The organism is Acinetobacter sp. GW821-FHT01E09 (assembly GCF_059422385.1).
Genome location: NZ_JBWKWU010000001.1, coordinates 1,623,920 through 1,641,503, shown reverse-complemented (window position 1 = coordinate 1,641,503; position 17,584 = coordinate 1,623,920). Strand labels below are relative to the sequence as shown.

The following is a 17,584-nucleotide window of genomic DNA, read 5'->3' as shown; positions in this document are numbered from 1 at the left end:
ATTGTTGCTGTTAAATACTCAGTTCTGGATGCGCTGCAGCAATACGATACTTGCCCGCATGAAACACCAAAGGCTCACCAATACGATGTTGATAATGTTCAATCTGACCAATAAAAATCAGATGATCCCCCCCTTCATATTGATTTACGTTTTTACATACCAATGTTGCCAATACATCTTCTAGTAACGGTAAACCGCGCTCACACTCACGATGTGCAATGTTGGCAAACTTATCCTCTGAACCACGGGCAAAATGCCCTGAAAGTGAGTGATGTTCTTGTGCCAGCATATGAATCGCAAAATATTCGGCCTCAGTAAAATCTAATAAACTTGGTGCAGTCTTTGACAAACTCCATAAAATCAGCGGCGGATCGAGTGATAGTGAAGAAAACGAGTTGGCTGTCATCCCAATTTTTCGTCCATCTCGTCCACGGGTTGTAATCACCGTAACCCCTGTAGCAAACTGCCCTAACAGGTTGCGGATTTCTCTTGGATTTTCCGTATCAATCGGTTTTAAATCCAGTTCCTGCGATGTGTTGATATTCATACCATTCACCTTTGACTTTGCTTTCCTGTTAAGCCACTTTTTGACAGCTTTTCGATTCGATAAAATGCTGTGCCTGCTCTGGATCAAACCACCATGGGGCAAAATTGCGTGGATTATCAAAATTATTGGCAATACTCGAAGCAATGGCATGGTTCTGCTCAGCCGCAGCCAAAAGCTCAATCATGTGCGGTTGTGGTGGTAACAATAAACTGTTGGTCCAAGCCACGACTTTTTCGGCATATGCCCAATAACGTTCAAATGTCTGTTGCATCCATTCATCTGTAAATGTTTGATTGTCATGCGCTAAAATGGCATCGAAATAAATTTTGCTACACTTGGCAGCATTGTTTGAACCTTGCCCAGTGATTGGGTCGTTCACCACTAACGCATCGGCCATACCAAAAACTTTACGACCAGATGGCAGGGTTAATATCGGTTTACGCACTCCCGGTGGAAAACGTCCAGACAGATAGCCACCAGCGTCGGTTAATTCAATATTTTCACAACGTGCTGCTTCCCAAGGCACATATTTGTTTAAAATATCTTTACTCATTTGCAAATGCTGTTCTGGTGATTTCGCATCTTGCCAGCAATCCATCGGCCCACCGGGAATGCCTTCAAACACCATAATTTCACAAGCACCTGTAACTGTAAGTGCTGGAAAACAGAAATATTCACCCACTTCTGGAATCACGTTAAAAGTCACACGAGAATACGGCGACATTTGCTTCATACCTGTTACATAGGTCAAAGCAAGCGCGCGTTGTGGCTTATCAAAGCAACTACGCGCTTCATCACGCTCGAACTGTTTAACCACTTCCCCCTTACCTGCGGCTAGTAAGACTAGCTCATATTCAGCAGTGAGCTGTTCCAGTTCATCTATTCCAACATCTTGAATAATCAACTGACCACCACGACGCTCAAACATTTCCATCCAGTACGGCATCTTGACGCGCTGATCTACCGATTGTGCATAACGCTCCAATCGCGCACTCCATGCAAAGGCAGGCTGTTTTGTTTCTGGGTTGACCAGTGTAAATCCAATCCCTTCAACCGCTGGACATTGCTCTTCCCAAAAATTAAGTCCAACATCACGCTCTGTTTGCAAGGCAGTGTGAAACATACACTGACTCGACATGACCTTGCCCTGACGAATTTCATCGCCAGTACGATTGGTGACAATCGTCACCTCATAACCTGTGTCTAATAATCCTAAACCGAGCTGCAATCCAGATTGACCCGCTCCTACTATAGCGATACGACGCATCATGGTTCTCCCATATTTTTTAATTCATTGAGTGTTTTAAATGTTTGATTTGCTATCACGCTTCATCGGCTAAACGTGGAATAGCTGGTTGATTCCCTTCAGGCCCCATGACGGAGTAACCACCATCGACGGCATAGTCTGCGCCTGTCACAAAACTTGCGGCTGGCGAGAGTAAAAACAGCACCACATTGGCCACCTCTTCGGGATGACCTAGACGTCCCAGCAAGTGATAGTCAGCTGCTACGGCATCAGCTTTACTTCGGTTATTGCCACTGACGTCGGCTATCACCCGTGACCATGTCCAACCAGGTGATACTGAATTAACCCGCACCCCATCTGTTGCAAAATCCATCGCCATGGACTGAGTGAGTTGTCGCATCGCTGCTTTTGAAACGGGATAAAGCCAACGTCCTGTTTGTGCGAATTTGGCGGAGATCGAGGTGAAATTAACAATCGCACCATGCTTGGTTTTTAAATCCTCATAAAACGCACGGGTCAGTTCGACTGCTGAAAGCAGATTAATATTCAATGCTTGTAGCCAGTCTTCACGTGAGGATTTAAAGCCATCATCCAGATAGGTACAGGCCAGATTGACCAAATAATCAACTTTGCCAAAGCTGTCGTGAATTGTTTTCACTGCGTTTACAATCGCCACATCACTACTTAAATCAGTTTGAATAAATTGCGCTTGCCCGTGCATGGCATCCGCCACTTGCTGTCCTTGTTGGTCAATATCCAGAATAATGACTCTTGCGCCTGCATCAACCAGTGCTTGAACTACGGCCTGACCAATCAGGGTTGCGCCGCCACTGACCACAGCGATTTTCTGGTTCAATTGAATATCCATATTCCACTCCTAGATAGTTAAAACGATTTGCCTTCGCTGCTTGACCAAGACGGCATGAGGGTATTGGATGGCAAATCTTCATCCAGTAGTTTTTGAGCAGTTTCTACACCAGCAACAGGTAGTCCTTTAGGATTGAGTAATCCAATTTGAACCAGAACAGATGCCTGATCCCAGTAGATATGTTCATGGCAGAGTTTTGGGCCACGAAACTGAATCACACCCAACATTGGAATCTCAACATACTTTCCTGTTGGCGCGACACCCGGCAGTAACCAGTCAATTGCACTGTCATGGGTAAAACTCATAATGAATTCATCCACCACCTGTGTTGAACCGACAGTGCGTGAGATCGACGTGATCTTCATATCTTTTGGATTTTGATGAACGAAGTGATATTGATAAAAACGGGCAAGTTGGCTATATCCCACACCACCTGTCAATGTTGGAATATGATTGACATAGGGTTGCGCCACCATGGTTGCCATAGTGGCAGGCACATCGCGTGTATCAAATTCATAACGGATATGCGCTTCCCAAAGTGCAACCAAATCATAAACTGGTCCAATACTTTGATGCAGTGCGGTAATACTGCGTTCATGGGCAAAGCGTGCGGAAGGTTTGTGATAATGTTCGCTGTTTGGTCGGGCAAAGGCATGATCTACACCCTCATAGACATAAGCCTGAACATTGCTATATTGGGCGGCAGCATCCAGAATCTTTTGGCGTGCCTCTGGCGGTGTAAACTTGTCTAATTCAGCAATATGTAAAACTACTCGCCCTTTGGCATTTTCAAGTTCATCGAGTGCCTTCTCTATTCCTACCCCGTAATAACCCACAGCACAGGCCACTTCAGGAATACGGCAACCTGCCAGATACGCCAGTTTTCCACCCAGACAATACCCAACGACACCCAATCCTGCACTGGCATCGCAACTCTCTAAAGTTTTGAGAAAATTCAAGCTATCTTGAATATCTTCTACACCTTGATCTTCATCATAGTGTTGATAAAGCTCAAAGGCTTTTTGGAAATCTTGCTCGGTATAACCCAGTTCAATGCGAGGTGCAGTCCGCCAGAATAAATCTGGTACCAATACGGTATAACCCTCCTCAGCCAAAAAATCAGCCTTGATACGCATCGCTGCATTCACACCAAAAATTTCCTGACACAGTACAATTCCAGGCCCTTTTCCGCCCTCTGCAATTGCCAAATACCCAGCAAATGACTTCCCTGTTTGTGTTTTTACTTCAATATATTGACCTGACATTTCATCCACTCCAGACCTAACCGTTAGCGTTATCATGTCTGTGAAAGGTATTTAACGTCTGTCCAAAATCTGCGAGGATTATCCAATCAGTGCGGAATACTGTGAAAGATGAAAATTCAATGCATAAAATTTATTTTTAGAAATTGTTAGATCTTTCATAAATCAAAAATGAACATATTGAGCGAATCATTTTGATATTGAAATTGCCTTTGGGCTAAGGCGAGGATGAGAGGGCTTTTATCTTGAATTATGGTTTTAATAAAGACTTATGATAGAAGCCGATTGCCACTTTTTATAAATATCTTGTCATCTACTATTCTGAACAACATTATCTTAAACAAGATTTTGCTCACCACATCAATAAGCCATAGTTAAATAAGTAAATCTGCAATTTTGCAAAAGTTCTCAATAAAAGCCATTGTTAAAGTCCATCTCACTTAGCAATACATTGCAACAATACCCTGTTGTTCAGTAAGCTATGTCTAATGCTACATGTAATGCACGCTTCTGTGCGATTCGTCCCAACTTCTATAAAGCTGATTCTACCAAGCTGAGTGAATATATTAGACATGGTTTCTGATTTATTAAATTCTAATATGCACCCTGCATTTTCTGACAACAATCAAGTTCGTGTTGTAACGACTTTCTCTGAACTTGTAAATACGACATTTCAAGGCGAGATAAATGCTATTTGTTGGAACAGAGATTTGCTGGGTGATTTTAAAGAAATTGTGTCTAAACTTGAGTTAAAAGAAAATATTACCGAAGTTTCCACTGAAGATCTTTTAGCACTACAACTTTCAGAAAAAGGCATTTTGGCAAGAGATGTCATCTTAAGGGATATACAGCTTCTAACTGATTTCGGTGCATCACCTTCACTGAATTTACTTAAACATTATGAACGGGATCAAGATCTGGATTTCATTTCTACAGATGTATATTCGTATCATGTTGATCGTTCGCCCATTGAAACAGATACTTTTTTATGTACCTATCATGGCGCTGCCAGTGACATCATCTCCAATGATCAAGTGGAACAAAAAATTTTGATCCCAGAAATCAGGGAACAGCTTAAAGCATTACATGACGGTCCTGAAACGGAATTTGAAACCTTTCTACAAGAGTATTTTTTTGATCTGCATTACCAGCCAAAACCCGACTCAGAACCTGTAAATTTAGGCTCAGGACAGCTTTGGCGCTTAGCGGTAGATCATCCAACCCAACAGGTTTTACCTTGCGTTCATCGAGCGCCCGTTGAAAAGGATGGCGAATATAGATTGTTGTTAATTTGTTAGATCATGCCCCAATATACCTAATAAATAGAGAAAAACTGCCTCTTGAGATGACAAGTCTAAAAAGAATGATCAAAGCACGCGCTTGTAAATAATGCTGTGTAATTCCATTTTAAAATAATCAACGACTCGCACATTAAGCAAGAGTCTAAAGTGGTTTATTAACGCTTTCCCATTTTGGAAAGAATCAGGTTAAAAGCGCGAATATATTCACAGATTATATTTTTACTCGATTCTTGGTTTCACTTGGATTCTCTCCAAATTCTTCACGATATTCATGCGAAAAACGGCCCAAGTGATTAAATCCCCAATCGAAAGCTAATTTTGAAATGGAAATATTTTTATCCATAGAGGTACTTAAGGTCTTATAAACTTGTTGTAAACGATATCTACGTAAAAAAGTCAAAGGACTTGTTCCATAGTACTGCTGAAATTCAGCATATAATTTAGACTTTGATACGCCAGCTAATCTTAGCAAATCTTCTGCACGAATCTCCTCATGGGCATACTTCTGAATATAGTCGCATACCTTACGTAAGTATTCTGGCGCTTGTTGATCAGATAAGGATCTTAACAAGCTTGAATAATTATTTTCTTGCGAGAGTAATAAAGCTTTTATCAGGAAATTTTCATAATCCTCTGACCAAAGTTGTAAGCCCTGCATACTTTTGTATTGAGATCGCAGCAACAAAAAATGATCAATATTTTGCCACCACATCCCGATACCCTGATCAATCTTCAAACTCATTTCAGGATTGAAAACCACGGGCTCTTCAACAGACCGACGTAGTAATTCGCCTAACACCTTCTGCATACTTTTTTCAGGAATAACCACTTGATATTTTTTACAATCTTTATCAATCGCTAAATCTTGTAAATCTGCATTAGATAAAATTAGGCCTTTATCCGCACTGGAAATATAATTGGTGCCATTGATTGCTAAAGTCTGCTTACCTTGAATCGGCAAGCTAATACTATATGCCCTTAAATTAGACGTGTTAATGAGTACATTTGCACCATAGCTGATCTTACCGATCGCCATACGCTTGTGGGGTAATCGAATCCCTTCATAATGAAAATCTAAGACATTTCGACCGCACGTATCTAAATGATGCTCCCCACATATTGAGGACATTAAACTGTGTGCAAATTCTGCCTGACGGGAATAGTGATTTAGATCCATCTCTTGGCTTAGTGATAACATATTCTTTTCACCTAGCTAACGCTCAATACTTATTAAGGGGCAAATTACGTGCCAATTCCTTTACTTAAAATATTAAGCTCTGTTCATCCATAAACAATGTAGAAAATCAATTTTGTATCATTCTTTATAACAAATTAAATTGAGAACTTATATACTATTTGGGTATGCAAGTATTCCCCCAATAAGTACCCTTGCAAAAGTTCTCCAGCGTTTAAAAGTCTGACTACAACGTAAAAATTATTTTCTTTAACATGCTATTAGAAATCTAAAAACCAGATAATTTCAAAGATAACAAATAATTATGGATATTATCGGCTCTAATAAATCATAACTTATAGCAATATTTGAGAAGATATTCTCATAGAACTTATATCCTAAAATTCACTTAATTTAATATTATAGCGACTATCTAATACTACAAATGGCTCAGCAACTTCCGCCCATACCTGACGTGCCATGCTCTGCCATTTAGCCATATCATTTATATAATATCGTGGCCGCCAATCCTCTGGTTTCATATGTTGAAAATGCTGCCTAATCAATTTAACGGACAGGTTAAAATCATCTTTGCTTAAATCTTCAAAAGTATAAAATTTTAGATACTCCCCTTCTTCGGGTTTTATACTTTCATGTAGCTGCGGATAATTGGGTAAAAAAACTTCATCTAATAAATCACCAAATGCATCCCAATAATGACTATTTACAAAGTCTCCTGTTCTTTGAAAATTTGATGCTTTTTGACCCTTATCATTCATTCCAATAAATAAACTTGCGCCCATAATTATTGCCTCAAAATTATAAATTGGTTATGTCGAGATAGTATCTGGATTTTTCCAGTTTTCGCATCAACCACAATTATACTCTTTTCATAAAAATTATTTATCATTGTACTACTGCTGCTGCCTCCGAAAAACTAGATGCTTCCTTAGCTATCATTTTCTAGCCAAGGAAATTCTGGGATACATTTAAATTCTAAATGTGCTTTTTTTAATTCTTTGATAATCTTTACAATTTCAATAGCTTTACCTTCATAAATAATTGGCTTTGAATTATCTAACAACTTTTTTGCTTCTAAAAAATTTATATTAGAAATATTGGCAATTAATTTAATATTTGAGCTATCTGCTTTTTCTTTATTTAATAAATATATCTTATATAAATTTTCATCTAAATTAATTTGAGCGATATATGTGGTAACAACAGCCCATTGTTGGCAATTATCACAAAACAAGCCACTTAAATTACCTAAAATTAAACTTTTTAATTTACCACCACAGAATTCACAAGTTTCAATTACTATTTCATTCATTTTTTATTTCCTATTAATTCTTTTTTTTTACTTGACACTTCTATTGGTGGACCAATAATTACTTCATTTTTACTAACAGTCATTTTAAGACAAATATAGCACTGCAACTTTAGCTCCTCCTGCTTAAAGTCCTGCAGTTAAGACTTGATTACTGTTCGCCACAGCTAGTACTCCAAATACCATAGCACCTATATAATAAAAATCCTAATCTCATCCGGAAGGTAAATACATTTTCCAGCCAAAATACCATTATCATCAAATATGAAACTATTTTCACTTTTAGATAATACATAAGCTAATTTATTCATGATTTTTATTGTTTCGGGATCTCTACTTTTTGAACTAACATCATACATATAACAATATAAAACATCATCTTCATTTTTATCAGGAAAGCAACTTAAAATTAACGACTTACTTAACATCGTATCCTTTAGATCACTTAAAGTTGTTTCAATATTATAAATATCGACCCAAACTCTCGCCTTTAAAGTATCTATATATAATTGTTTCTGATCTTCATCAAAAATTAACTTAATATCTGAAATATTGTTTTGTTCTAGTTGATTTTTAATAAAATTAAACAAAAAATTAGATGAAAAATTATTTTTACATGGAATTGAGTACGAAATCATTAATTAACCCTGTTTATTTGCTGTGCCAGCTTTCATTCCTTTGCCAGTCAACGTTTTGACCATATTTTCTTGAATTGTACTCAGTGTAGGGGCTACTGCTGCAATACCACTTGTTCTTAACGCACCATCTATTGAGCCTGTACCCAAAGAGCCAATAGCTGTATACATTGCAATTCGATAAATCCCTACTTCATCCCATTTTTTTGCTTTTTATGCAACAAAGCCATTCTTCATTTGTTTCATCATTTAAAAAAATGATTTTATCAGCTTTAGTTAAATTGGCTGACACCGACTTTAAGCGCTCGTTGCAATATCAAAAAATCCTATTCTAATTCTAAAATATTAAACTCTTCATTCTCACGAATTAATAAAAATTTATTAATTTCATCCAAAACAAATGATTCTAAATTACTTCTTTTTACAACACCACTTACAATAACACCATCATAATATAACTCTACGCCCCCTACCAAACAACCAATATTATTTAAAAGAACACTCTTTAAATCTTTAAAATTTAAATAAATTTTAAATTCATTGTTGTAGTTTTTATCTTCTTCTATTAAATAGGGGCTTGAATCATTTTTAACTACTAATATCGCTTTTAAATTAGTAACCGTATGATTTACAAAACTATTCTTTATATCATTAAAAATTAACATTACTTTTTAACTCCATTTGTAAAAATTGCCTTTCCAGTAAATTTACGTTTAAATTCCTCAATAGGTGTAAAATACTGCTTAAATCAATATTATTCTTAACTTTGATCTGATAACCATCATTTCCAGTAAAAACTCTGGCTGCTCATTTATAAAAGCATAATTGGCATTTACATTTGACTTACTAAAAATAGCTGATGCCTTGGCCCCATTGGTTCCTACACTGACTTTCCCTGAAGTAGTTTGTTGCTTGCTTTGATACAGAGAATATTTCATAGGTGTAATCCATTAGAAAATATAACTGATGAATTATTTTAAATAATTAAAACTTAGTAATTTTTTATTAATCATACCTAATTATTGACGTTTTAAAATATAATGATGGGGTCTTCCATTTATAGTCCAATAACTTAATAAATAATCCCCTTCTTTGACAGTTAATGGTTTAAACCCACCGACTACAGCTCCATCTGTTATTTTTCTTTCGTTCAGAACTCGTTCAAAAGTAAATAAATTTACATTTTTAGATGGTTTGCTACAAATTATAAAAGCATCCTTTTCCTGCTCTTTGTAACGACCTATACAATCCTTCCCATTCAGTTGAAAAATTTTATTTTCTTGACTTAACATCATAATATTCATCTGATTAATTTCGCTCGTAACTTTAAGTGATGAAAATTTAGCGTAATCATCATTGCGACTGTCCAAAACTTTATAATTTCCAATTAATTCATTAAGAGACTTAATTAATTGATTTTTTTGTACTTCAGGAGATCTAGTGTCTGGATAGGGTGTAGAACATGCAGACAATAAAAGTACTAAACTTAAAATCGTTACTGTTTTTTTCATTTTTGCTTTTCCTATTTTAAACCTTTTTTAAATTAACATAATACATCCTAGCTTAAACATATAGTGCCTTTCTTAGGCTAATGCTTTTCATAGCCGAGATGTTCTGAAAGTACAGTTTCAATCATGATTTTTTAAAGACTACTATCATTTTATTTAAATCTTCAAATATTTTAAACATTAAGCCATTTCAGCAGTCATACTATTGATTATTGCTTCATTTATATAAAGTACCTAAAAATGATCTTTCAAATAACTTTCAACTTCATTTTCCTCTAATCCTTTAACACCGTTTTCTAACCATTTATTAAAATAGTCGATATTCCAACGATATGCTCGTCCATCTTCATCAAGTACTAGTTCATCTGTATGTCCAAATTTTTTAGAAAACGAATGTGACTTACTGCATACGCATATTGTTCTATTTCCACTTTTGATTTAGGTATATTGTTAATCGAATTCGTTGTATAAGGTGATTCTTCACTTAAAAGATCTAACAAATCACTATACCGCTCTAATTCAATCATTTTATTTACAAATTTTTTGAGCATTTTACTTTCTCTCAATAGGTACTTTTGGCATCACACTATTACAAGAAGATACTCTAGTAATAGAACTTATATCCTAAATTAATTTTGTCATAGCGACTATCTAACACCACAAAGGGTTCAGCAACCTCCTCCCATACCTGACGTGCCATGCTCTGCCATTCAGCCATATCATTTATATAATCTCGTGGACGCCAATCCTCTGGTTTCATATGTTGAAGATGCTGCCTAATCAATTTAACGGACAGGTTAAAATCATCTTTGCTTAAATCTTCAAAAGTATAAAATTTTAGATATTCCCCCTCTTCGGGTTTTATACTTTCATGTACCTGTGGATAATTGGGTAAAAAAACTTCATCCAGTAAATCACCAAATGCATCCCAATAAGAACTGTTGAGATACTCTACAGCCCATCGCTCTTCAATATTTTTAGCTTTATCTTGACTAAAAATAATACGTCCTGATCCCATAACAATTACTTCATAATCATAATTTGAGACTGCCGAGATTCTGGCAATTACTGGAGTCAATTATCCTGAATTAGTTTAATATCATATCGACTATCTAAAATAATATACGGTTCAGCAATTTCCTCCCATACCTGACGTGCCATGCTCTGCCATTTAGCCATATCATTTATATAATCTCGTGGCTTCCAATTATCAGGAGTTAGTCCCTCTAAATGCTTTCTAATCAATTTAACTGATAAATTAAAATCTTCTTGACTAAGACTTTCAAAAGTATAGAACTTCAAATATTCACCTTCTTCTGGTTTAATACTTTCTTGTAATACTTGGTAATCTGGTAGAAATACCTCATCTAATAGGTCTCCAAATGCATCCCAATAATTACTATTTACATATGCACTAGCCCATCGATCTTCTAATCCAACTTTTGCCTCATCCTGATTAAAAAATATCATGCCGCCCATGCTACTCTCCTCTTATGATAATAATCTTATTTTGTTCAACTTTAGGTCTTGTCTTAATATAATCCAAAAAGAGTTTTTGATTTTCAGGATACAGTACCCTAAAATCAACAGGTACAAAATCAGCTTTATTTAAGTTTTTCTGAATATTATCATTGACGCAGGGCTTATCTTGAAAAATGTATAGCTCTGATATCTGACTGGGCTGAGTTTTGTAACCAATAAAACAGCATAAAAGTAATGCTTCTGCCACTTGAGGCAGAAGCATTATTGATTTTATTACATTTAATGCCAATTAATCTTGTATAAAATGGACTTTAAAGAAAGAATTTATAGACTCTTTAATTTCTTCCCAATGTATATGTAAGTTACTTTGCATATCACTGGGCATTAGAATCAAAACAAGAAATAGCTTAAATTCATCAAAGCTTGCTTGGAAGAAAACAATAGATAAAATTCCAGTTAAATACCATAAGCTTGTTCGAGGCATGGTATAAGATGAATAATCTGTTCTTTATCCTCTGGGTTATATTCAGCATATGCTAATGCTATTATTTCAAAGACTTCAACAAACATTTTAACAGGTACTGTACCATCCAATTCTTCATTAAAATAGAACTCTACAATATCTACTCTTTCCCCATCATCTGTAACATCATTCGTGAATGAATAATCTGCCACCTCTTGAATACTAGCTCCTTCCTTTCGGATAGCTAACTTAATCATATCAATAAAATTATCCTTTCCAGCACATGTACTAAAATAATCCATAAAATATGATAATAAAGGTTTTGCTTCTGGGTATTTTTGTAAAATATCATCCCAATTATTATCAAGCCAATTATTCATAGCCGTTCATACTTTTTCTAAACCTCTTAGTGTTTTAACTATAAGAAAAAAACATAACTATCTTCTTCCTCTTGTATTTCTAAGTTTTTTATTATTTTCCCATTTGATGAATAAAGAACAAAAGATCCCATATCCATATCATCTTCATCTGGAATATAAAAATCTAATTTATCTTTTTTTGCTATAGTTTCCAAATTCTTAATTATAATATCATTATCCAGTTTATCTCCATCAATTATATTTACTAATAAAGAAACATCCCCTTTACAAAATTGATAAGTACATATTACATTGAACTTATTAAAATCTTGAACTTTATTTTCTGGAGTAAATTCTTCATAATCAATAAGACAAAGATCATCTATTTCTAAATTTAAAATATCTATTAAGATACTCCTTAGATTATCTAGATCTAAATTTTGCTTAATGTAAAAATCTATCATTAAAATCTACTATTTTTTGGATTATATGGTTAATAACTTACTTTAGACTTCTTGCATTAGTCAAAAAAATGCGTATTCTGTGCCAATCCATATTTGCTCCAAATATCAATTGACTAGCTTTTATATTAATAAATCATAGAGGTCTTACTATCATGTGATGATATGTATGTGTACATCTATTTAAACTTTAAATACAAGCTGTGACATTACACAATTTACAATCATATAAATTCATTTCTATAAAATAGAATAAGTTTCATGATTTATAAAGCTTAATCTTATTTAAAATTATCTAAAAGATTACATTCGCAAGAGCCCTATTATCTTGGTATAGATAGTGTATCATCATATCGATCATCTTTTGTAACTAACGGCTCAAGTAACTCAAACCAAACTTGCTGAGCTCTAGATTTAACTAACTGGACATCAGTAATCCAAACTTTTTCTCCCCATACCGCCTCTTTTAACATAGGCATATATGCACGAATCAATTTAATTACTAAATTAAAATCATTAGAAGATAATTCTGTAAATGTATAATATTCAAATAATGAAAACTCATCTCTTGCTATTCCATCATAGAATTCAGAATAGTTTAATAAGAAAACCTCCTCTAGCAACACACCAATGGCATCCCAATATGTCGAACTCATTTCACATTCTAGTACATCAAAAAGATGATCTTTATATGTATGTCTTCCAATATAGATTGTACTCATGATTACCTTTAAACATTTTATTTATCCCTACGACAATGTAATGCAACAATCACTCTTATTTTTTCAGAACTGAAATAAGTTTGACATATTTTTCATCATTTCCTTTTAAAATTATTGGTTATTTATTTTTTAATCATAGGGTTTTAAGCTGCTAAGCGATTAAAATAAGTATTTATCTGATTATTTATTAAAATTCTATCAATTGTGAAATCTAAATTTTCAGATACAACAATATACTTCCTTAGCTCTTCAGGAAAATCTTCTATAGAACCATATATTGTTGGCATTAAATATCTAAAATAATCACCCATAATTGTTTCACCATTATACCCAATTGGATAGTCATCTCCTTCTTTATTCCCTTCAATCGCATGATATACAAAAAAACCTTTATTAGCTGAAAGATTAACTTCACTATAATTTCTATTTTCTTTTAAATCAGCTAACAAATCCTTTTCCAATAATTCTTTAGATATTTCCTTATTCCTCCATTTAGAGAAATAATCTACAACAAAGCTCCCTAATTTTTTTGGTGGATAATTAGGATATCTATCAGACTCCTCCCATATAAACTCTGATAAATAATCTAAATAATTTTCGATATTATCTATCTCTAGTAGTTTTTTTGGTAAATCACCAAATGAATTGTTAACTAAAACCGCTATTTTTCCGTTTTTATCCATTGCAAACCAAGTATATATAAACCCAAACTCAGGTTTCCAATCTACATTTAAGTTACTCATTATTTTGTTCCTTTTGGCCAAGCACTTTTCCGCTCAAACAACTCCATCATAAACCATAGCATATTGATGTTCGTTCAGTATAATTTGGGGCAGTACGTACAGCTTCAACAACTTGCTCCATATTCGTATGGTAATACCCCCATTTTTAATTCAACAGCATAAGTGAAAAAAACCGAAAGTTTCGGCTTTCGGGGTTTTTCTAAATAATGACTTATGAAAGAGACCAAATATGTTCCATGAAAAGCCTTGTTCTGTAGTATTTTATCTTGGAAACCGATATGTTACAGATATCAAGGCTTTTTTGTACCTATTTTTAGGTCGAACTCAGGTTACTATAATTTTAGTAATTTTCTTTTTTTCTATAAAACTCAACAAGAATATTAAAGTCAGAATCTTTTAAATATTTCTCATCACCAATAATAATTTCATAATTGACTGTGTAATCTTCATGCTCATCCTCTAGTAACATTTCAAAATTTGATAGAATCTCATACTGAATATTTTCCAGATCATCTTCATTTTTTTCCCTCAATAAGAAATATAATGTCAAAATGTTTTTCTCAACTGAAAAGTAAATTCTTCTAAAATTATCAGAAATCTCACCTAAACAACTACGACTTAAAAAAAATGTTATTTGATATATATTCATAATTTCACCTATTTAGGACCTTTAGGACTATAAGGAACTATACTCACTTTTTTCGTTCCTTTTATAAGAAAATAATTAGTAGAAGATTCAAACTTGTCCCCCACTTTATTAATAGTGGAATACACTCCATTTACATCATTATATTTCACAATAGGTTGCCCTTGTTTATTATATCCTACAATTGAAGTATTTCCTTTATGAAAAGCATCTAATACTTTTTGTGCATCCTGAACATTATTGAAATAACTACCATGATCATGTTGAGAGTCACCCAATGTATGCTTTCGTTGTGATTGCGCAATTGTCGTATCAATTTGTTTACTGAGACGTTCAAATATTGGATCATATTCCTGCTTACCACTAGGTTTATTACTCCAAGAATCACTATCACGATAAATATTATTTTCTTCAATTGTTTTTGAGCTACCTGTAGTTTTTACTCCTTTAGGTAAAAATGCCCCTGTAATCATACCAAAACTTCCTGCCGCATCCATTGCTGCAAAAGCCCTATCGACCATACTTAGCTGTTCATTTGTCAGTATTGATTGACCTGTAGTTGAATCATGAAGTCCTTTTACTAAATTTGCCAATGGGGCTGTTAATGCTCCTCCTTGCGCTAAGGCCCGTGAAGAGTCAAGGTCTTTAATTGAATTAATCACTTGGTAATTGAGTGGTAATAATTTTGCCTTTAAAACTCCATTTTCTTTAACAACGAGGTATTGTAACCCAGCACCAATGATTTCTCCCTCTTTGTAATTTGACCCATTGAGTATTAATATTTCAGGTGCAGTTTTCATTGCATCTTTTGCATTATTGGTTAAAACCATATTTACACATTGCGCATGACTACAACTTCTTAAAGCCTCTAAATATTCAGTATTTTTCTTACCATCATATTTTTTACCATCAGGAGTCAAAATTGCATATAAATTATTCTCCACCGCATTCTGTCCAACTACGCCAGCAAGCTGCGCATTAAACGCTGAATCTCCAACTGTGCCACCGACCACTGCTCCTATCGCTGCTGTCAGATCTCGAATTTGAGTCTTCACATCTTCTGGTAAAAGGTTCGGTTGGAACTCTCCATTGACATCTTGATATTCTTTTTTGTCTTTGTATTGATTAGTGAGATAATCCGCTGCTGCTTCACTTGCAACCGCTGCACTGCCTCCTGCAGCTGGGTTACCGCCATTTACATAGGCAAGTGCTGCTCCCAATATCGCATGGGCAGCCAACTGAGCTGCTTTGTTTTTGTCCTCTCCATGACCTAACTCTTTTCCAATAATATTTGCTGCATAAGGTGCAAGAGCATTGGCTGCAACTTGTAAATCTGTTTGGCCACCCAATGCACCTGTAACTGCCATAGTTACAGCATTGACTGCTCGAGTCTTATCTCCACCCATACCCCAGTCTTGGGCTGTTTCTGAAGCTTGTTTATAACTAGGCGAATTATTTTTCAGAAGTTCTTGTTTTTCAGCTTCATTGTTTGAGTTTTGATACTTATTCCAATCTTCTCCACCTTTGGCTTGTAGTTCTGCTATCGCTGTTTGTTCAGTGTTTTTCTTCTCTTGTTCCGCTTGTTTTTGCTGATTTTGACTATAGGTTCTTGTGGCTGCCACAATGGTTGAAGTCGCATCTGCTACAGTTTTTTGCTTGTCGATAATCTCTTGTAGATTTGGTAATGTGTCTACACTTCGATGTGCTGTACTCGCATCACTATGGATTCCTAACGCTGTGGTCGTTGTTGCTTGACCTCCAATCGTAATATTACCTTCGCTTAAGGTTGAACGAGTGACACTACTGTCTTTGTCAGATTCATGCTGTGGTAAGCTTGGGCTAAAGGTCGTGCTATCTCGCCAATTGACGTTATTGGTATATTTATTTCCCTGATTATCTGTTTTGGTTTCTTCTCCAAAGCGTGTTCCACCAGATAAACTCACCGAAGTCGCATCATAACTGCTCTTATTATTGATATCGCTAAACGTCAAACGATTTGCAGTTAAATCATTATTTTCTTTCTTCGCGGTAGAAACAATTGCACCACCTTTGAGATCAACTTGATCGGCTTTGACATGGTAACCACCATCACCAGCGAATAGGCCTGCTTGCTGATTCACACTATTAGATGAACCGTTTGCACTACTGTTGGATAGATTTCCAGACGCTTGCCATGCTGTACCCAATGAAGCTTGGAGACGTGCTCCTGCACCACTTTGTTCTATCTTTTGTTCAACTTGGTCTTGTTGACTGATGATACTGAGCTTGCCTCCCACATCCGCATCAATACGATTTGCTGTGGCTTTAGCGCCAGCCAAAGTTGTATCACCTTTACTCGTCAAACTCACTTTATTGGCTTCTAATGTCGTTTGACTATGCGTATTGCGATCAAGCTGATTACTGCCTTTACCATAGCCTGCCTCAGCATAGATATACGCACCTGTCTGCGCCCCGACCGATGCACCGACACCAACACTTAAGCCAGCATTACTATTTTTCCCCTGTGCCTTTTCTTGGCTTTGTCCTGATTCTAAAAGAATATTTTTAGCCGAACCTAAGCTTATTGTTTCTTTCGCTTTGACTTGAGTATTCTGTAAATGAATATCACCTGCTGTACTGGTGAGATTGACATTACCACCCGCACTGATCTGGTTTGGTTGTGAAGTTGCATAACTATTGCTTTGTTGATTTTTACTGGTACTAAAACCTATACCAGCCTCAGCTTTAGCAACTGAACCGCCTTTGATGTCACTATAACTTTGATAGGCTTGCACACCTGTAACAGGGTCTTGCAATGTTTCAGTATGATTTATTCAACAAACAGTTAATTAATTGTA

General features: G+C 35.4%; 21 protein-coding genes and 1 pseudogene. 1 reads left to right on the top strand and 21 read right to left on the bottom strand.

What is annotated here, in order from left to right:
• Positions 1-10 precede the first annotated feature (10 nt).
• From AC07U8_RS07510 to AC07U8_RS07495, 4 genes are read right to left on the bottom strand one after another with little or no spacing between them, the layout of a single operon-like run.
• Positions 11-547, bottom strand: a complete 537-nt coding sequence (locus tag AC07U8_RS07510; RefSeq protein ID WP_004721623.1) for a flavin reductase family protein — start codon at positions 545-547, stop codon at positions 11-13.
• A gap of 28 nt (positions 548-575) precedes the next feature.
• On the bottom strand, positions 576-1,814 hold the full coding sequence (locus AC07U8_RS07505; protein WP_494738585.1) for a styrene monooxygenase/indole monooxygenase family protein: 1,239 nt from the start codon (positions 1,812-1,814) through the stop codon (positions 576-578).
• Positions 1,815-1,869: 55 nt separating this feature from the next.
• A complete protein-coding gene (locus AC07U8_RS07500; protein ID WP_314338596.1) occupies positions 1,870-2,661 on the bottom strand; it encodes an SDR family oxidoreductase in 792 nt (263 codons plus the stop codon).
• A gap of 17 nt (positions 2,662-2,678) precedes the next feature.
• Positions 2,679-3,926 carry a dienelactone hydrolase family protein gene (locus AC07U8_RS07495; protein WP_244015605.1) on the bottom strand — a complete coding sequence of 416 codons (1,248 nt, stop codon included), beginning with the start codon at positions 3,924-3,926 and terminating at the stop codon, positions 2,679-2,681.
• A 596-nt stretch (positions 3,927-4,522) separates the two neighbouring features.
• Here AC07U8_RS07495 and AC07U8_RS07490 point away from each other — a divergent pair.
• A complete protein-coding gene (locus AC07U8_RS07490) occupies positions 4,523-5,221 on the top strand; it encodes a DUF1826 domain-containing protein (RefSeq protein ID WP_244015961.1) in 699 nt (232 codons plus the stop codon).
• A 214-nt stretch (positions 5,222-5,435) separates the two neighbouring features.
• On the opposite strand, the gene AC07U8_RS07485 is transcribed toward AC07U8_RS07490, so the two are convergent.
• The 17 genes and pseudogenes from AC07U8_RS07485 to AC07U8_RS07405 all read right to left on the bottom strand — a co-directional run.
• On the bottom strand, positions 5,436-6,422 hold the full coding sequence (locus tag AC07U8_RS07485; RefSeq protein WP_105714281.1) for an AraC family transcriptional regulator: 987 nt from the start codon (positions 6,420-6,422) through the stop codon (positions 5,436-5,438).
• Between the two features lie 374 nt (positions 6,423-6,796).
• Positions 6,797-7,201, bottom strand: a complete 405-nt coding sequence (locus AC07U8_RS07480; RefSeq protein ID WP_494737604.1) for a hypothetical protein — start codon at positions 7,199-7,201, stop codon at positions 6,797-6,799.
• Positions 7,202-7,347: 146 nt separating this feature from the next.
• On the bottom strand, positions 7,348-7,731 hold the full coding sequence (locus tag AC07U8_RS07475) for a hypothetical protein (RefSeq protein WP_494737603.1): 384 nt from the start codon (positions 7,729-7,731) through the stop codon (positions 7,348-7,350).
• A 188-nt stretch (positions 7,732-7,919) separates the two neighbouring features.
• Complete coding sequence (locus tag AC07U8_RS07470) at positions 7,920-8,366, bottom strand: hypothetical protein (RefSeq protein ID WP_494737602.1); 447 nt, start codon at positions 8,364-8,366, stop codon at positions 7,920-7,922.
• A gap of 3 nt (positions 8,367-8,369) precedes the next feature.
• Positions 8,370-8,534 carry a hypothetical protein gene (locus tag AC07U8_RS07465; RefSeq protein WP_494737601.1) on the bottom strand — a complete coding sequence of 55 codons (165 nt, stop codon included), beginning with the start codon at positions 8,532-8,534 and terminating at the stop codon, positions 8,370-8,372.
• 155 nt (positions 8,535-8,689) lie between these two features.
• Positions 8,690-9,028 carry a hypothetical protein gene (locus AC07U8_RS07460; RefSeq protein ID WP_494737600.1) on the bottom strand — a complete coding sequence of 113 codons (339 nt, stop codon included), beginning with the start codon at positions 9,026-9,028 and terminating at the stop codon, positions 8,690-8,692.
• Between the two features lie 78 nt (positions 9,029-9,106).
• Positions 9,107-9,301: a hypothetical protein gene (locus AC07U8_RS07455; protein WP_494737599.1), complete on the bottom strand. Its 195-nt coding sequence runs from the start codon at positions 9,299-9,301 to the stop codon at positions 9,107-9,109.
• An 81-nt stretch (positions 9,302-9,382) separates the two neighbouring features.
• Positions 9,383-9,874, bottom strand: coding sequence for a hypothetical protein (locus AC07U8_RS07450; protein WP_494737598.1), 492 nt, complete (start codon positions 9,872-9,874; stop codon positions 9,383-9,385).
• Positions 9,875-10,475: 601 nt separating this feature from the next.
• On the bottom strand, positions 10,476-10,889 hold the full coding sequence (locus tag AC07U8_RS07445; RefSeq protein WP_494737597.1) for a hypothetical protein: 414 nt from the start codon (positions 10,887-10,889) through the stop codon (positions 10,476-10,478).
• Positions 10,890-10,945: 56 nt separating this feature from the next.
• The gene (locus AC07U8_RS07440) at positions 10,946-11,350 is read right to left on the bottom strand and encodes a hypothetical protein (protein ID WP_494737596.1); all 405 of its coding nucleotides are present in this window, start codon (positions 11,348-11,350) and stop codon (positions 10,946-10,948) included.
• A gap of 1 nt (position 11,351) precedes the next feature.
• Positions 11,352-11,642 carry a hypothetical protein gene (locus AC07U8_RS07435; protein ID WP_494737595.1) on the bottom strand — a complete coding sequence of 97 codons (291 nt, stop codon included), beginning with the start codon at positions 11,640-11,642 and terminating at the stop codon, positions 11,352-11,354.
• Positions 11,643-11,809: 167 nt separating this feature from the next.
• Positions 11,810-12,196 (bottom strand): ribonuclease toxin immunity protein CdiI, encoded by a 387-nt coding sequence (cdiI, locus tag AC07U8_RS07430; RefSeq protein WP_434277746.1) that lies wholly within the window; start codon positions 12,194-12,196, stop codon positions 11,810-11,812.
• Positions 12,197-12,234: 38 nt separating this feature from the next.
• A complete protein-coding gene (locus AC07U8_RS07425; protein WP_239046004.1) occupies positions 12,235-12,639 on the bottom strand; it encodes a hypothetical protein in 405 nt (134 codons plus the stop codon).
• Between the two features lie 320 nt (positions 12,640-12,959).
• The gene (locus tag AC07U8_RS07420; RefSeq protein WP_434277748.1) at positions 12,960-13,358 is read right to left on the bottom strand and encodes a hypothetical protein; all 399 of its coding nucleotides are present in this window, start codon (positions 13,356-13,358) and stop codon (positions 12,960-12,962) included.
• Positions 13,359-13,501: 143 nt separating this feature from the next.
• Positions 13,502-14,101, bottom strand: coding sequence for a hypothetical protein (locus AC07U8_RS07415; RefSeq protein ID WP_434277750.1), 600 nt, complete (start codon positions 14,099-14,101; stop codon positions 13,502-13,504).
• 340 nt (positions 14,102-14,441) lie between these two features.
• Positions 14,442-14,750 carry a MafI2 family immunity protein gene (locus AC07U8_RS07410; protein ID WP_434277752.1) on the bottom strand — a complete coding sequence of 103 codons (309 nt, stop codon included), beginning with the start codon at positions 14,748-14,750 and terminating at the stop codon, positions 14,442-14,444.
• 8 nt (positions 14,751-14,758) lie between these two features.
• A pseudogene (locus AC07U8_RS07405) lies at positions 14,759-17,542 on the bottom strand (hemagglutinin repeat-containing protein); the annotation flags it as partial.
• Between the last annotated feature and the right edge of the window lie 42 nt (positions 17,543-17,584).

Excerpts from the sequence above, each read along its gene's own strand:
- AC07U8_RS07510 (WP_004721623.1), bottom strand. The coding sequence starts at position 547 with ATGAATATCAACACATCGCAGGAACTGGATTTAAAACCGATTGATACG.
- AC07U8_RS07505 (WP_494738585.1), bottom strand. The coding sequence starts at position 1,814 with ATGCGTCGTATCGCTATAGTAGGAGCGGGTCAATCTGGATTGCAGCTC.
- AC07U8_RS07500 (WP_314338596.1), bottom strand. The coding sequence starts at position 2,661 with ATGGATATTCAATTGAACCAGAAAATCGCTGTGGTCAGTGGCGGCGCA.
- AC07U8_RS07495 (WP_244015605.1), bottom strand. The coding sequence starts at position 3,926 with ATGTCAGGTCAATATATTGAAGTAAAAACACAAACAGGGAAGTCATTT.
- AC07U8_RS07490 (WP_244015961.1), top strand. The coding sequence starts at position 4,523 with ATGCACCCTGCATTTTCTGACAACAATCAAGTTCGTGTTGTAACGACT.
- AC07U8_RS07485 (WP_105714281.1), bottom strand. The coding sequence starts at position 6,422 with ATGTTATCACTAAGCCAAGAGATGGATCTAAATCACTATTCCCGTCAG.
- AC07U8_RS07480 (WP_494737604.1), bottom strand. The coding sequence starts at position 7,201 with ATGGGCGCAAGTTTATTTATTGGAATGAATGATAAGGGTCAAAAAGCA.
- AC07U8_RS07475 (WP_494737603.1), bottom strand. The coding sequence starts at position 7,731 with ATGAATGAAATAGTAATTGAAACTTGTGAATTCTGTGGTGGTAAATTA.
- AC07U8_RS07470 (WP_494737602.1), bottom strand. The coding sequence starts at position 8,366 with ATGATTTCGTACTCAATTCCATGTAAAAATAATTTTTCATCTAATTTT.
- AC07U8_RS07465 (WP_494737601.1), bottom strand. The coding sequence starts at position 8,534 with ATGTATACAGCTATTGGCTCTTTGGGTACAGGCTCAATAGATGGTGCG.
- AC07U8_RS07460 (WP_494737600.1), bottom strand. The coding sequence starts at position 9,028 with ATGTTAATTTTTAATGATATAAAGAATAGTTTTGTAAATCATACGGTT.
- AC07U8_RS07455 (WP_494737599.1), bottom strand. The coding sequence starts at position 9,301 with ATGAAATATTCTCTGTATCAAAGCAAGCAACAAACTACTTCAGGGAAA.
- AC07U8_RS07450 (WP_494737598.1), bottom strand. The coding sequence starts at position 9,874 with ATGAAAAAAACAGTAACGATTTTAAGTTTAGTACTTTTATTGTCTGCA.
- AC07U8_RS07445 (WP_494737597.1), bottom strand. The coding sequence starts at position 10,889 with ATGGGATCAGGACGTATTATTTTTAGTCAAGATAAAGCTAAAAATATT.
- AC07U8_RS07440 (WP_494737596.1), bottom strand. The coding sequence starts at position 11,350 with ATGGGCGGCATGATATTTTTTAATCAGGATGAGGCAAAAGTTGGATTA.
- cdiI (WP_434277746.1), bottom strand. The coding sequence starts at position 12,196 with ATGAATAATTGGCTTGATAATAATTGGGATGATATTTTACAAAAATAC.
- AC07U8_RS07425 (WP_239046004.1), bottom strand. The coding sequence starts at position 12,639 with ATGATAGATTTTTACATTAAGCAAAATTTAGATCTAGATAATCTAAGG.
- AC07U8_RS07420 (WP_434277748.1), bottom strand. The coding sequence starts at position 13,358 with ATGAGTACAATCTATATTGGAAGACATACATATAAAGATCATCTTTTT.
- AC07U8_RS07415 (WP_434277750.1), bottom strand. The coding sequence starts at position 14,101 with ATGAGTAACTTAAATGTAGATTGGAAACCTGAGTTTGGGTTTATATAT.
- AC07U8_RS07410 (WP_434277752.1), bottom strand. The coding sequence starts at position 14,750 with ATGAATATATATCAAATAACATTTTTTTTAAGTCGTAGTTGTTTAGGT.